12 protein-coding genes are annotated in these 14,923 nt (G+C 72.3%); all 12 read left to right on the forward strand.

Annotated features, from left to right (window positions below):
- Positions 1–457 precede the first annotated feature (457 nt).
- The 12 genes from mraZ (at position 458) to ftsA (ending at position 14,801) form a co-directional block, all read left to right on the forward strand.
- Complete coding sequence (gene mraZ / locus WME90_RS09035; protein ID WP_012234291.1) at positions 458–916, forward strand: division/cell wall cluster transcriptional repressor MraZ; 459 nt, start codon at positions 458–460, stop codon at positions 914–916.
- A gap of 20 nt (positions 917–936) precedes the next feature.
- On the forward strand, positions 937–1,860 hold the full coding sequence (rsmH, locus tag WME90_RS09040) for a 16S rRNA (cytosine(1402)-N(4))-methyltransferase RsmH (protein WP_437283584.1): 924 nt from the start codon (positions 937–939) through the stop codon (positions 1,858–1,860).
- Complete coding sequence (locus WME90_RS09045; RefSeq protein ID WP_437280679.1) at positions 1,857–2,210, forward strand: hypothetical protein; 354 nt, start codon at positions 1,857–1,859, stop codon at positions 2,208–2,210. The genes rsmH and WME90_RS09045 overlap by 4 nt, the downstream gene beginning before the upstream one ends.
- Entirely contained in the window at positions 2,207–4,294 is a 2,088-nt protein-coding gene (locus WME90_RS09050) for a penicillin-binding protein (RefSeq protein WP_437280680.1), read from the forward strand. The genes WME90_RS09045 and WME90_RS09050 overlap by 4 nt, the downstream gene beginning before the upstream one ends.
- Positions 4,291–5,895 carry a UDP-N-acetylmuramoyl-L-alanyl-D-glutamate--2,6-diaminopimelate ligase gene (locus tag WME90_RS09055; protein ID WP_437280681.1) on the forward strand — a complete coding sequence of 535 codons (1,605 nt, stop codon included), beginning with the start codon at positions 4,291–4,293 and terminating at the stop codon, positions 5,893–5,895. The genes WME90_RS09050 and WME90_RS09055 overlap by 4 nt, the downstream gene beginning before the upstream one ends.
- Positions 5,892–7,022: a phospho-N-acetylmuramoyl-pentapeptide-transferase gene (gene mraY, locus WME90_RS09060; protein WP_437280682.1), complete on the forward strand. Its 1,131-nt coding sequence runs from the start codon at positions 5,892–5,894 to the stop codon at positions 7,020–7,022. The genes WME90_RS09055 and mraY overlap by 4 nt, the downstream gene beginning before the upstream one ends.
- A gap of 4 nt (positions 7,023–7,026) precedes the next feature.
- Positions 7,027–8,397, forward strand: a complete 1,371-nt coding sequence (gene murD / locus WME90_RS09065) for a UDP-N-acetylmuramoyl-L-alanine--D-glutamate ligase (protein WP_437280683.1) — start codon at positions 7,027–7,029, stop codon at positions 8,395–8,397.
- The gene (ftsW, locus tag WME90_RS09070; RefSeq protein ID WP_437283585.1) at positions 8,397–9,719 is read left to right on the forward strand and encodes a putative lipid II flippase FtsW; all 1,323 of its coding nucleotides are present in this window, start codon (positions 8,397–8,399) and stop codon (positions 9,717–9,719) included. Before murD ends, ftsW begins: the two co-directional genes overlap by 1 nt.
- Positions 9,713–10,924 carry an undecaprenyldiphospho-muramoylpentapeptide beta-N-acetylglucosaminyltransferase gene (murG, locus tag WME90_RS09075; RefSeq protein WP_437280684.1) on the forward strand — a complete coding sequence of 404 codons (1,212 nt, stop codon included), beginning with the start codon at positions 9,713–9,715 and terminating at the stop codon, positions 10,922–10,924. Before ftsW ends, murG begins: the two co-directional genes overlap by 7 nt.
- The gene (gene murC, locus WME90_RS09080) at positions 10,924–12,333 is read left to right on the forward strand and encodes a UDP-N-acetylmuramate--L-alanine ligase (protein WP_437280685.1); all 1,410 of its coding nucleotides are present in this window, start codon (positions 10,924–10,926) and stop codon (positions 12,331–12,333) included. Before murG ends, murC begins: the two co-directional genes overlap by 1 nt.
- The gene (locus WME90_RS09085) at positions 12,330–13,349 is read left to right on the forward strand and encodes an FtsQ-type POTRA domain-containing protein (RefSeq protein WP_437280686.1); all 1,020 of its coding nucleotides are present in this window, start codon (positions 12,330–12,332) and stop codon (positions 13,347–13,349) included. The genes murC and WME90_RS09085 overlap by 4 nt, the downstream gene beginning before the upstream one ends.
- 141 nt (positions 13,350–13,490) lie before the next feature.
- Complete coding sequence (ftsA, locus tag WME90_RS09090) at positions 13,491–14,801, forward strand: cell division protein FtsA (RefSeq protein WP_437280687.1); 1,311 nt, start codon at positions 13,491–13,493, stop codon at positions 14,799–14,801.
- The last annotated feature ends 122 nt before the right edge of the window (positions 14,802–14,923 follow it).

Here is a 14,923-nt window from a genome sequence, read left to right on the forward strand (position 1 = left end):
ACTCTCCCCCACCGCGCTCGTCCCGGCCGGGCTCCCGCCCGGCAAGCGGCTCGCTGAGCCCGCCCGGTAACCCGGCTACGCACCCGTTCGCCCGGCTGCGAATCGACGTGCCCAGGGCAGCGATCCGCCTTGCCTGCTTTCCGTCTTGCCAGCGTCCTCCCGACGCGTTCCAGCCCACCTCCTAGCGGCTCCCCACTTCTCCCCACGGCCCTGCCTCGGGGCCATTTCGCGGTAAATCCCGCTGTTTTGTTGGGTGCGACGTTGAGGGTTTATGTCCTACATAGGTGGCGGATGAGGTCCAGAAATCTCCCAAACTGTTGACACTCGGCACCTCACTCCGTAGCGTGGCGGAGCTTCGTGGGAAGAAGTGGCAGAGAATGTCACGACGCGGCGTGCGCCCGGTGGAGCAACGCGTCGCCAACCCCTCGGCGGGACAGGCCAGCCGGAGCTGGGGTCGATGAGCACGATGTTTCGCGGTCACTTCGAGCACGCGATCGACGCGAAGGGGCGCACGAGCCTCCCTTCGCGCTTTCGAGACGTGCTCGCGGCCGCGAACGACCTGCGGATGGTCATCACCCCGGCCCTCTTCGACCCCTGCCTGCACGCGTATCCGATGAAGGCCTGGGAAGAGTTGGAGGCGAAAATTGCAGCACTTCCGCAATTCGATTCCAACGTGGTCGCCTTCCGGCGCCGTTACCTGTCCGCGGCCGTCGAGTGTGACCTTGACAAGCAGGGCCGGATCCTCATCCCGCCGTCCCTCCGCGAGCACGCAGACCTCACGAAGGACGTGCTGTGGGCGGGGATGGGCCAGACGATCGAGCTCTGGTCGCAGGAACGGTGGAAGGCCGCTCAGCAGATGAGCGAGGTCGAGCTTCAGAGCTTCAAGAACGCAATCGCGGAGCAGTTCCGCCTATGAACGTCGTCAATGTAGTCCCCATGCACCTGCCTCCTCCGCCGCCGCGCCCGCGCGGTGAGCAGCACGTCTCCGTCCTCGGCCGCGAGGTCCTCGCCGCGCTCTCACCGGTCAGCGAGGGCGTCTATGTCGACGCCACGCTCGGCGCCGGCGGCCACACCGCGACGATCCTCGAGACGCCCGGCGCCCGGGTCATCGGGATCGATCGCGACGAGCGCGCCCTCGCGATCGCGCGCGCCCGGCTCGCCCGGGCGGGGGATCGGGTGACCTACGTTCACGGCGAGTTCTCCGAGATCGAGCGGCACCTCACGGCCCTCGGCGTCCCGCAGGTGGACGGGCTCCTGGCCGACATCGGCGTCAGCTCCATGCAGCTCGACGACCCGGCCCGCGGCATGAGCTTCCGCGCCGAGGGGCCGCTCGACATGCGGATGGACCCGAGCCGCGGTGAGACGGCGCTCGAGCTCATCGACCGGATCAGCGACGAGGAGCTCGCGGACCTCATCTACCGTTACGGCGAGGAGCGCCGCAGCCGGAGGGTCGCGCGTTGCATCAAGCAGGCGGCCGAGAGCGGCGATCTCGAGACGACGCTCGACCTGCGGCGCGCCGTGGTGCGCGCCGTCGGGCCGGCGCGCATCGGCGGGGTCGATCCGGCGACGCGCACGTTCCAGGCGCTGCGCATCGCGGTGAACGGAGAGCTCGACCAGCTGGAGGCGCTGCTCGAGGCGGCGCCCAGGATCATCGCGCCGGGCGGCGTGCTCGCCATCATCTCGTTCCACTCGCTCGAGGACCGCATCGTCAAGCGCGCGCTGCGCGAGCCGGACGTGTGGGAGCCGCTCACGAAGAAGCCGGTGACCGCGGGCGACGACGAGGTCGAAGGCAACCCGAGGGCGCGCAGCGCGAAGCTCCGCGCCGCGCGGCGCGTGGGCGGGGCGGGGGCGCTCGCGTGACGCAGCAGCGCCCGTTCCTCATCCTGTGGACGCTCGCGGTGGCCGCGACGGTGGCGGCGTTCGTCGTGCACCTCGCGCTGCGAGGGCGCACGGTCGACCTGGGGTACAAGCTCGGGCGAGCGCGCGCCGAGCAGGCGCGGCTGCGCGAGGTCAAGCGGGTGCTCTCGCTCGAGGCGGCCAGCTACGAGACGCCGCAGCGCGTGGAGATGGTCGCCCGCTCGCTGCTCGGCATGACGCCGCCCCCGCCCGAGCGCGTGATCCCGGTGCGGGGCTACTCGGCGCCGCCCGGCGAGCGCGACCCCGGCGACGAGGAGTCCGGCAGCGCGCCGCCGAGCGGAGGGCAGCCGTGAAGAACCTCGATCCCCGGCGCGCGCGGTGGATCCGCATCCGCATGGGGCTGCTCTGCGGCCTCATGGCGCTCGGCCTGGGCGGCGTCGTGTCCGGCGCCTACCGCATCGAGGTCGAGGACGGGGACGCGTGGTACGACCTCGCCGAGCGGCAGCGCCAGCGGCGGCTCCACATCACGCCGAAGCGCGGCACCATCTACGACCGGAACGGCGCGCCGCTCGCGGAGAGCGTGGAGGTGCCCAGCGTCTCCGTGGACGCGGTCGAGATGCTCCGCGGCATCGAGGAGAAGTACGTCCCGATGCGGATCCAGCAGTACGCCGAGCGCATCGCGCAGGCGCTCTCGCTGCCGATCGAGGACGTCGTGGAGAAGCTCGGCCGGCGGCGCCGCTTCGCCTGGCTCAAGCGCCGCATCTCCGAGCAGGAGGTCGAGAACGTCCGCGCGCTCGGGGACAGGACGCAGCGCTACCCGGTGCGCGGGCTCGTGATCGAGGGCGAGGGGCGCCGCTTCTACCCGAACCGCGAGCTCGCCGGCCCGCTGCTCGGCTTCGTCGCCACCGACGGCGAGGGCAAGGAGGGGATCGAGCTCAGCCTGGAGCACGAGCTCCGCGGCAACGCGTCGGAGGTGCGCGGGCTCCGCGATCGCTCGGGCCGGCTCATCTTCTCGGAGGGGATCGAGGACGAGCAGGCGCTCGCCGGGCACAACGTCCACCTGACGATCGACAAGGGCATCCAGTTCACCGCCGAGCGCGAGCTCGAGGCGGCGATGAAGACCTACGAGGCGCTCGGCGGCTCGATCGTGGTCGTCGATCCGGAGAGCGGCGAGATCCTCGCCATGGCGAGCGCCCCGGGCTTCAACCCGAACGACTACTCGCAAAGCGATCCGGGATCCCGGCGCAACCGCTGCGTCGTCGATCGCTTCGAGCCCGGCTCCACGATGAAGGTGTTCGCCATCGCGAGCGCGATCGCGGCGAAGAGCGTCTCCCCCAGCGCGACGATCTACTGCGAGGAGGGGAACATGGCGATCGACAACGTCGTGATCCACGACACGCACATCCACAAGTGGCTGACGCTGCCGCAGATCCTCGCTCAGTCGTCCAACATCGGCACGGCGAAGATCGCGCTAGGGCTCGGCGAGCAGCGGCTCTACGAGGGCTTCCGGCGGTTCGGCTTCGGAGACCTGACGGGCGTGCCGCTGCCGGGCGAGTCCGTGGGCGTGCTGCGGCCGCGCGGCCGCCCCTGGGTCCAGGTCGAGACCGCGGCGGCCGCGTTCGGGCAAGGGATCAGCGTGACCACGCTCCAGCTCGCGATGGCCATGGCGTCGGTCGCCAACCAAGGGCGGCTGCTCGAGCCGATCCTGATCAAGCGGGTCACCGACGGCACGGGCGTCACGCTGTCGGAGTCGTCGTCGCGCGTGCGCCGCGACGCGGTGCCGGCGCCGATCGCGCGGATGATGTCGGAGATGCTCGTCGCGGTGACCGAAGGGGACGGGACCGGCGTCGAGGCCGCCATCCCGGGCTTCCGTGTCGCGGGGAAGACGGCGACCGCGCAGAAGATCGACCCGGCGACGGGCAAGTACACGGACACCCACTACGTGGCGTCGTTCGTGGGGTTCGTCCCGGCCGAGCGGCCTCGGCTCGCCATCGCGGTGGTGCTCGATGAGCCGATGGGCGGCACCTACGCCGGCGGCTCGGTCGCGGCGCCCGTCTTCCGGCGGGTCGGCGAGATGGCGCTGCGCTACCTGGGCGTTACACCGCGCGGGAGCGTGCCGATGAAGCTGTCGGAGATCGCCGAGCAGTCGGGGGAGGACCTCGCGGCGAGCACCTACCAGGTGCTGAGCGAGGCGCGCGCCGCGGCCGCGCCGATATCGACGGGGGTGGTCACGCCGTCCGCGCCGCTCAAGGCGGGGGAGCTGCGCGTCCCCGATCTGACCGGGCTGCCGCAGCGCGAGGCCGTGAAGAGCGCCGCGGCGCTCGGGCTCGACCCGAGCGTCGAGGGCACCGGCCGGCTCGCGCGCCAGGAGCCCCCGCCCGGGACCGTGCTGCCCAAGGGATCGCCGCTGAAGCTCATCTTCGAGCCCCCCACATGACAGAGCACGAGCACAAGGAGGCCAGCCTGGCCGAGGTCGAGTTCGCGCTCCGCCTCGGGGACCTGCTGCGCGAGATGCCGGGCGCGGAGCTCTCTCCGGCGGGCGCCGCGGACATGGTCGTGACGGGCGTGCACCTCGACTCGCGCAAGGTGGGGCCGGGGGACATCTTCGTCGCGCGCGCGGGCGCGCGGGCGCACGGCGAGCAGTTCATCCCCGAGGCGGTGGCGCGCGGCGCGCGGGCGGTGATCCTCGCCCGCGGGAGCGCGGCCGACACGCTCGGCGCCGCCCGTATCGAGGTCGCCGACGTGCCGCTCGCGCTCGCCCAGGCTGCCGCGGTCGTCTACGGACACCCGACCTTCACGCTCGAGGTCGTCGGCATCACCGGTACGAACGGCAAGACGACGACGGCCCACCTCGTCCAGGCCTGCATCGATCACTGCGGCGGCCAGGCCGGGATCATCGGGACGCTCGGCTACCGCTTCGGCGATCTCGATCTCCCCGCGTCACACACGAGCCCCGAGGCGGACGAGCTGGCCCGGGTCGCCGCCGCGATGGTCGCTCGCCGCGCCACGCACCTCGTGATGGAGGTGTCGTCGATCGCGCTCGCGGCGAAGCGCGTCGACGCGGTCCGGTTCCGGGTCACCGCCTTCACGAACCTCACCCAGGATCACCTCGACTACCACGGCACGATGGAGGCGTACGCGGCGGCGAAGGCGCGCCTCTTCGTGGATCTCGGCCCCGGCGCCGCGGTCATCAACGTCGACGATCCCTTCGGGCGGCAGCTCGTCGAGATGCTCGCCCCCGGCGGGCCCTCGCACCCGGCCGCGGCGACGCTCGCGCGCTACTCGACGGAGGTGGGCGCGGGCCCGGAAGCAGCGGAGATCGCCCCCGTCGAGCTCACGCACGGCGCGAGCGGCACGTTCATCCGCGCCCGCACGCCCGCCGGCGAGGTCACCATCCGGTCCCACCTGCTCGGCGCGCACAACGCGTCGAACCTGCTCGCCGCCCTCGCCGTGGCCTACCTGCTCGGGTTCAACGTCGGTGACGCCGCCGCGGCGCTCTCGTCTCCGATCCAGGTCGCGGGGCGCCTGGAGCGCTGCGATAGCCCGGGCGCCGACGATGTGATCGTGCTCGTCGACTACGCGCACACGCCGGACGCGCTCGCGCGCGTGCTCGCGAGCGTCCGCGCCCTCGGCGCCGGGCGCATCCTCTGCGTCTTCGGGTGCGGCGGCGATCGCGATCCGCTGAAGCGGCCGCAGATGGGCGAGGCGGTCGGCCGCGCCGCCGACGTCGCCATCGTCACCAACGACAACCCGCGGAGCGAGGACCCGCGCGCGATCGCCGACGCCATCCTGCCGGGGCTCGCCGCCGGGCGCGCGCGCGTCGTCGTCGAGCTCGATCGAGCGCGCGCGATCGAGCGCGCGGTGCTCGACGCCGAGCCGGGGGACGTGGTCCTCATCGCCGGCAAGGGCCACGAGCCGTACCAGATCATCGGCGGTGCCACGCTGCCGTTCGACGATCGCGACGAGGCGCGGCGCGCGCTCGCCGCGCGCCGCGCGCGGGCCCCCGGTGAGCAGCCGTCGCACGGAGGTGCGGGGTGATCTACGAGCTCTTCTACCCGCTCAAGTTCCACTACGGCTGGCTGAGCTGGCTCAACGTCCTCCGCTACATCCCGTTCCGCACGATCATGGCGACGATCACCGCCATGGTGCTGACGTTCGTGCTGGCGCCGTGGTTCATCCGCGAGCTCCGGCGCAAGCAGATCGGGCAGGTGGTCCGCGCCGAGGGGCCGGAGACGCACAAGATCAAGGCGGGCACGCCGACGATGGGCGGCGCGCTCATCCTGCTCTCCCTGCTGCTCCCCACCGTGCTGTGGGCCGACCTCAGGAACCCCTTCGTCCTCGCGACGACGGCCGTCACCGCGGGCTACGGCGTCATCGGCTACCTGGACGATTTCCTCAAGATCAAGCGCCGGAACAGCGGCGGCCTGCCGGGGCGCTACAAGCTCATCGGCCAGGTGCTCATCGGCGGCGCGGCCGTGGCCTACACGTTCCTGCTCGCGTCCAAGCTCCCGCCGGACTGGGCGGAGATCAGGACGCGGCTCGCGATCCCGTTCGTCGCGTTCTCGAAGTACCCGATCGAGCTGCCGATCTACGTCTACATCCCGTTCGCCGTCTTCGTCGTCGTCGCGACGTCGAACGCCGTGAACCTCACCGACGGCCTCGACGGCCTCGCGATCGGCCCGGTGATCATCAACGCGGGGACCTACCTCATCCTCGCGTACATCGTGGGCGCCTCCATCGCGAGCTTCTCGCTCGCGACGTACCTCGACATCCCGGCGATCGCGTCGGCCGGCGAGCTCTCGGTGTACTGCGGCTCGGTCATCGGCGCGGGGATCGGCTTCCTTTGGTACAACACGTACCCCGCGCAGGTCTTCATGGGGGACGTCGGGTCGCTCGCCCTCGGGGGCGGGCTCGGGATGCTCGCCGTCTTCACAAAGAACGAGCTCCTGTCGATCATCCTCGGCGGCATCTTCTTCATCGAGACGGTCAGCGTCATCACGCAGGTCCTCTCGTTCAAGCTCACCGGCAAGCGCGTCTTCTTGATGGCGCCGATCCACCACCACTACGAGAAAAAGGGGTGGGCGGAGCCCAAGATCATCGTCCGCTTCTGGATCATCTCCATCCTCCTGGCGCTGGTCTCCCTGGCGTCGATGAAGCTGCGGTGAAGGCATGATGGACGTCCGCGGGCGAACAGTGATCGTCGTGGGGCTCGGCCGGAGCGGTGTCGCGGCCGCGCGCCTCCTGAACGCGCGCGGCGCGCGCGTGATCGCGAACGACGGCGCGCCGCGCGAGCGGCTCTCCGCCGCGGCCGCGTCCCTCGAGGCCGAGGGCGTCGTCCTAGCGCTGGGCGGGCACGACGCGGCGCTGTTCGACGGCGCCGACCTCGTGGTCGTCTCGCCGGGCGTGCCGTCGTTCCCCGCGCTCGACGCCGTCGCTCGCTCCGGGCGCGAGGTGATCGGCGAGCTCGAGCTCGCGTCGCGCTTCGTGTCGGCGCCCATCGTCCTCGTCGGCGGGACCAACGGCAAGAGCACGACGACGGCGCTCACGGGGGCGATGCTCGAGCGGGCCGGCCTCCGCACCTTCGTCGGCGGCAATTTCGGGACCCCCCTCGCCGAGGTCGTCGACCAGGCGTGGGACGTCCTCGTCCTCGAGATCTCGAGCTTCCAGGCGGAGCGCGTCCCGACGCTGCACGCCCGCGCGCACGCGCTGCTGAACATCACCGACGATCACCTCGACCGCTACCCGAGCTTCGCGGCGTACGCCGACGCGAAGGGCAACCCGTTCGAGCGCATGACGCCGGAGGACGTCGCCGTCGTGCCGTTCGGCGACGAGCTCGTCGCGCGCCAGGCGGCGCGCGGGCGCGCACGCGTCGTGACGTTCAGCGCGCGCGACGCCCGCGCGGACGTGAGCGCCGCGGGCGGCGCGATCGTCGACCGCGTCGCCGGCGCGAGCTACCCGCTGGATCGCGTCCGGCTCGCGGGCGCGCACAACCTCGCGAACGCGTGCGCCTCCGTCGCGCTCGCCGCCGCGCTCGGCGCCCCAGCGGCGGCGATCGCGGACGCGCTCTCGAGCTTCGAGGGGCTCGCGCACCGGACCGTGCTCGTCGCGGACGTCGGGGGGGTCCGCTACTACGACGACTCCAAGGGGACGAACGTCGGCGCCTCCGTCGCCGCGCTCTCTGGCCTGCGCGAGGCGAAGGCCGTCCTGATCGCGGGCGGGCGCGACAAGCTCGGCGACTACGCCCCGCTCGTGGCCACGCTGCGCGAGCGGGGGCGCGCCCTCGTCGTCCTCGGCGAGGCCGCGGACCGCATCGCCGCCGCCGCTGCCGGCGTCCTGCCGATCGCGCGGGCGGGCTCGATGGAGGAGGCGGTCCTCGCGGCGCGCTCCCTGGCCCGGCCGGGCGACGCGGTGCTGCTCAGCCCCGCGTGCTCCAGCTTCGATATGTTCCGCGACTACAAGGACCGCGGCGACACCTTCGTCCGCGCGGTTCGCGAGCTCCAGGGAGCCGCCGGCGGGGCCGCCGGGGAGGTGGCGTCGTGATGTCGTGGAGCGGCGCGTTCGGCGCGCGCGGCGATGCACCCAAGAACCGGCACGTCGGTCCCCCGGACCAGGAGAAGGCGGCGCCGGGCGGGATCGCGGCGGCCGCCGAGGCCTTCTGGAAGGTGCGATCGAGCCCGTCGGGGCCGGTCGACGCCTTCCTCGCGGCGGTCGTCACGGCCCTCATCGGCTTCGGCGTGGTGATGGTCTACAGCGCGAGCGCCGTCGAGGCGACGGTCCGCTACAAGGACGCGCAGTTCTTCCTCAAGCGTCAGGCGGTCTACGCGGTCCTCGCGGTCGTCACCATGTGGCTCACGAGCCGCGTCGACCACCGCCGGCTCAAGGTCCTCACGTACCCGGTGCTCATCGCCGTCACCGGGATGCTCGTCGCCTGCGTGGCAGGGCTCGGCCACAAGGCCGGCAACGCCTACCGCTGGATCTCGCTCGGCCCGGTCCACGTGCAGCCGGCCGAGGTGGCGAAGCTCGGGATCGTGCTGTGGCTCGCCTACTCGCTGTCGAAGAAGGCCGACCGCATCAAGTCGTTCTCCGTCGGCTTCCTCCCGCACCTCATCGTGGTCGGGCTCTTGATGCTCCTCTGCCTCAAGCAGCCCGACTTCGGCAGCGCGGTCGTGCTGCTCTTCCTGACCTTCACGCTGCTGTTCGTGGCGGGCGCGCGCGTCCCGTACATCGCCGCGTTCTCCATGCTGCTGGCGTTCGCCGGCGCCGCGCTCGTTCGCTTCAGCGGCTACCGCTACGCGCGCTACCTCGCGTGGATCGACATGGACAACAACCGCGCGGACCTCGCGTACCAGCCGTTCCAGTCGGTCATGAGCTTCGGCTCGGGCGGGCTCTTCGGCCTCGGCCTCGGGCGAGGGCTGCAGGTGCTCTACCTGCCCGAGGCGCACACCGATTTCGTGTCCGCGATCGTCGGCGAGGAGCTCGGCTTCGTCGGCATCGTCGGCCTGTGCGCGGCGTACCTCGTCATCGTCTCGCGGGGCGTGAAGATCGCCCTCGAGGCCGCCGACGACTACGGCAGCTTCATGGCGTTCGGCATCGCGACGCTCTTCGGCGTGCAGGCGATGACGAACCTCGCCGTCGCGATGGCGATCCTCCCCACGAAGGGGCTCACGCTGCCGTTCCTCAGCTACGGCGGCTCATCGCTGCTCGTGAACGCCGCGGCCGCGGGCATCCTGCTCAGCATCAGCCGGTCGCGGACCGTCGTGGCCCCCGAGAAGGGCGGCCAGGCCGGCGCCTCGACGGTGCCGCATGCGCCGAGCGCGTCGGCCGTGGTCGCCGCGTCGGCGGAGGAGGGCGGCGCATGGTGACGGTGCTGATCGCCGGAGGCGGGACCGGCGGCCACGTCTTCCCGATGATCGCCGTCGGCGACGCCGTCCGCGCCGCGGCGCCCGACGCGCGCGTCGTCTACGTCGGCACGGCGCGCGGCATCGAGGTGCGCGTGATGCGCGAGCGCGGCGACGACCTCGAGCTGCTCCACGTCCTGCCGCTCCGCGGGGGCGGCCTCTCCGGCTTCGTGCGCGGCGCCGCCCGCGCGAGCGGCGTCCTCCCGGAGGCGAGGAGGCTCGTCGAGCGGCTCGACGCCCGCGTGGCGCTCTCGCTCGGCGGGTACGCCGGCGGGCCGGTCTCCCTCGCGGCCCGCTCGCTCGGCGTGCCGGTCGCGATCCTCGAGCCGAACAGCGTCCTCGGGCTCTCGAACCGGCTGCTCTCGCCCATCGTCGATCGCGCGTACGTCGCCTTCCCGGAGACGGCGCGCGCGCTGCGCCCGAGCGCCGTGCGCCTCTTCGGCGTCCCCCTCCGGCGCGCCTTCGCCCGCGCGCCGTACGCGCCGAGCGAAGGCAAGCTCCGCCTGCTCGTGCTCGGCGGCAGCCAGGGCGCGCTTGCGCTGAACGACGTCGTCCCTCGCGCGATCGCGCGAGGCCGGGATCACGGCGTCGACCTCGACGTGGTGCACCAGACGGGCAGGGATCGCGAGGGTGCCGTCCGATCGCTCTACGCCGAGCTCGGCCTCGCGGGGCGCGCGCGCGTCGTCCCCTTCATCGACGACGTGGCGGAGGCGCTCGCCGCGGCCGACGTCGTGATCGCCCGCGCTGGCGCGTCGACGCTCGCCGAGCTCTGCGCCGTGGGACGCCCCTCGATCCTGGTTCCGTACCCGTTCGCGGCCGACAACCATCAGCTGAGGAACGCGCAATCCCTCGAGCGGGCCTCCGCCGCGGTGGCGATCGCGCAGGCCGACGCCACCGAGGCGCGCCTCGCCGGCGAGATCGCCCGGCTCGCGGCCGCCCCGGCGCTCCGGGCCCGCATGGCGGACGCCGCGGCGGCCTTCGGCACGCCGGACGCCGCGGCGCGCGTCGCCGCCGATCTGCTCGAGCTCGCTCGGGCTCCGCGCCACCGCGCGTTGCGCTTCCCCACCCTCGGCGGTCGCGCGGGGCGCGCTCACGAGGCGCAGCGCAGCGCCGCGACGAACCAGGCCGCGCCGCCCGGCGCCGGCCTCGGCTTTGAGGAGGCAGGCTGATGTTCCGCGGTCGCGTTCGCCACGTCCATTTCGTCGGCATCGGGGGCGTCGGGATGAGCGGCCTCGCCGAGATCCTGCGCTCGCTCGAGTTCGAGGTCTCCGGCTCGGATCTCAAGGAGAGCTCGACGACGCGGCGGCTCACGTCGCTCGGCGTCCGGATCGACGTCGGCCACCGCGCCGAGAACGTCCGCGGCGTCGATGTCGTCGTGTACTCGAGCGCCATCCGCCCCGACAACCCCGAGCTCACCGAGGCGCGCGCGCTCGGCACCCCGGTGATCGGGCGCGCGGAGATGCTCGCCGAGCTGATGCGCGTGAAGTACGGCGTCGCGATCGCGGGCTCGCACGGCAAGACCACCACGACCTCCCTCGTCGCCACGGTCCTGCGCGCCGCCGGCCTCGATCCCACCGTCGTCGTCGGCGGCAAGATGGCGGCGCTCGGCACGAACGCGCGGCTCGGCGCCGGCGATCTGCTCGTCGCCGAGGCCGACGAGAGCGACGGATCGTTCCTGCGGCTCACCCCGACGATCGCGGTGGTCACCAACATCGACCCCGAGCACCTCGATCACTACGGCACGCACGAGCGCATCAAGGACGCCTTCGTCGAGTTCGCCGCGCGGGTCCCGTTCTACGGGCTCGCCGTGCTCTGCCTCGACCACCCCCACGTCCAGGATCTGCTCCCGCGCATCCCGCGCCGCCACGTCACGTACGGCGTCTCGCCGCAGTCGGACTACTCGGCGCGCGGCATCCAGTTCCGCGGCCTCGAGACGAGCTTCAACGCGTACCGCCGCGGGGAGCCGCTCGGCGGCTTCACGGTGAAGATGCCGGGCGCGCACAACGTCCTGAACTGCCTCGCCACCATCGCGGTCGCGGACGAGCTCGAGGTGCCGCTCGACGTCACGAAGCAGGCGCTGGCCACGTTCGGCGGCGTCGCTCGCCGCTTCACCGTCGTCGGGTCGGTCGGCGGCGTCACGATGATCGATGACTACGGCCACCACCCGGCCGAGATCCGCGCCACCATCGACGCGGCCCGCCGGGCGTTCCCCGGCGAGGATCACCGCGTCGTCGTGGCCTTCCAGCCGCACCGGCACACCCGCACGCGCGATCTCTTCGACGAGTTCACGCGCGCCTTCAACCAGGCCGACGTCCTGCTCGTGACGGACATCTACGCCGCGGGCGAGCCGCCGATCCCCGGCGTCACCGCGGAGCGCCTCGTCCAGTCGATCCGGGAGCATGGCCACCACGACGCGCGCTTCGTCGCCGACAAGGCCGACCTCCCGGAGGCCCTCGAGAAGATCGTCCGCCCGGGCGACGTGGTCATCGCGCTCGGCGCGGGCGACGTGAACGCGTGCGTGCGGGGGCTCAAGGCGCGGCTCGAGGCGAAGGCGCCGCCGCAGGAGGGCAGCTCATGACCGAGCGTCCCAGCGCGCCCCCGCCGAACCGCCGCCGCTCGCTGCCTTCGGTGCCCGCGTCGCCGCCGGTCCGGGCCGCGGCCGCGCGCGGCTCGAAGCCCGAGCCCGTGCCGGCGGCGGCGCCGAAGAACGAGCGCGTCCGCGCGGCGACGCCGTCGTCGCACGAGTCGCCGCCCCCGCCCGCGACGAGCGTCTCCGTGCGCCCGCCGCGCCCGCCGGCGAAGGACGGCGCGCCCGCGGAGGCGCGCCCTCGGCGGCCGATCTCGCGCCACCTCCGCGCGCTGCAGCTGCTCGCGGGCGCCGCCGTCGTGCTCGTCGCCTCGACCGCCGTCGCGTGGGGCGCGCGCCGCTACATCGTGTCGAGCCCTCGCTTCGCCGTGCGCACGGTGCTCGTCGACGGCGTCCAGCGCCGCACCGCTGAGCAGGTGGCCAGCTCCGGCGGCATCGAGGTCGGCAAGAACATCTTCACGCTCGATCTCGAGCTCGCCGGCGCCTCGATCGCCTCCGACCCCTGGATCGAGAAGGCGACGGTCACGCGCAAGCTCCCCTCGACGATCCACGTCGACGTCGTCGAGCGGGAGGCGCAGGCCATGGTGGCGATCGGCGGCGAGCTCTACCTCGCGACGCGCGACGGCGAGCTCTTCAAGGAGCTCGCCGGGGACGACCCGGTCGACCTCCCGATCGTCACGGGGATCACCGGCGAGCAGGTGGCGCGGGATCGCCCCGGCGTCGTCATCGCGGTCCGGCGCCTGCTCGACGTGGTCGACGACATGGAGCGCGCGGGCGTCGCGCGCCGCCATCCGATCCAGGAGCTCCACGTCGAGCGGGACGGCTCGACCGTCGTCACCGTCGGCAAGGAGGCGATCGCGATCCACCTCGGGCAGCCGCCCTACCGGGACAAGGTCGCCCAGGCCTCTCGGGTGCTCACCGAGCTCGCCCAGCGAAAGGCGAACGCGTCGGTCATCTTCGTCGACAACGACGCGCACCCCGAGCGCGTCGTGGTGAGGATGAGATGAGCGCCATCGGGCCCATTCCCCGCGCCGGCGATCGCCGAGCAAAACTTGGCCGGTGCTGCTGGCTCATGGCAGCGTCGTGCCCGCCTTACACGCGCATGGGGCTCGTCCCCGCATGAGGTGGTGCACGCAATGAAGAGCCGGATGGAGACTACTGAGATCGTCGTCGGCCTCGACATCGGGACGACCAAGGTCTCGGCGGTCGTGGGCGAGATCGACGCTGATGGGATCACCATCCTCGGGGTGGGCAACGTCCCGTGCCGCGGCCTGCGGAAGGGCGTGGTGAGCAACATCGACTGGACGGTGCGCTCGATCGCCGAGGCGATCGAGGCCGCCCAGACGATGGCGGGCGTCGAGATCCGCACCGTGTATGCCGGCGTCGCGGGCAGCCACATCCGCTGCCAGCAATCCGACGGCGTCGCCGCGGTCTCGGGCGGCGAGGTCACGCGGCAGGACGTCGAGCGGGTCCTCGAGGGCGCGCGGGCCATCCCGGTCGACGCCGACCGTCAGATCCTGCACGTCTTGCCGCGCGAGTTCACGGTCGACAACCAGGACGGCATCCGCGATCCGGTCGGGATGAGCGGCGTCCGGCTCGGGGTGAAGGTCAACCTGATCACCGCCGCGACCTCGTGCGTGCAGAACGTCGTCCGCTGCGCGGAGCGCTGCGGCCTCACCGTGGCCGACGTGGTGCTCGAGCCGCTCGCCAGCGCCGAGGCGGTGCTCTCGGAGGACGAGAAGGAGATCGGCGTCGCCATCATCGACATCGGCGGCGGTACGACCGACCTGCTCCTCTACGTGGACGGCGGAATCGCGCACGCCAGCGTGATCCCGGCGGGCGGCAACAACGTGACGGCCGACATCGCCGCCGGGCTGCGCACGCCGATGGGCGAGGCCGAGCGCCTGAAGCGCAACGCCGGCTGCGCCCTGGGCCGAATGGTGGGCGACGAGGAGGAGATCGAGGTCCCCGGCGTCGGCGGGCACCTGCCGCGCAAGTCGGCGCGCCGCGTCCTGTCGGACATCATCGAGCCGCGCGTCGAGGAGATCTTCGCGGTCATCCGCAAGCGGATCGAGGACACGGGGATGCTCGAGCAGCTCTCGGCCGGCGCGGTGCTCACCGGCGGCGGCGTCCTGATGGAAGGGATGACGGAGTTCGCCGAGGAGATCCTGGGGATGCCCGTGCGCCTCGGCGTGCCGGTCGGCGTGCGAGGCATCACGCAGCTCGTGGCCGGCCCGCAGTACGCGACCGGCGTGGGCCTCGTTCAGTACGGCGCCAACGCACTCGCGCAGGCGCGCGCGCTCACGCCGGTGACGCTCGACGCCGGCCACGCCGGACGCGCGGAGATCCGTCGCGAGAAGCTCCGCGAGCGCGAGTCGCGTCGAGATGTCGTCGAAGAAATGATGATTGAAAAGAGGTCGGGCGGGAGGTTCTGGAACTGGCTTCGAGCAGCATTCTAGGCATGACGTGGCAAGAGAAAGTTGTTAGACAATTGGGTTTGAGAGGGTCGGAGAGCGCACTGGCGATCCCTCTTGAACTCGAAGTCAAGAGGGTTTGAAACGCGGCGTTCAAAGGGGAAGAG

This window comes from Sorangium sp. So ce375 (assembly GCF_051473855.1).
Classification (GTDB): Bacteria; Myxococcota_A; Polyangia; order Polyangiales; family Polyangiaceae; genus Sorangium.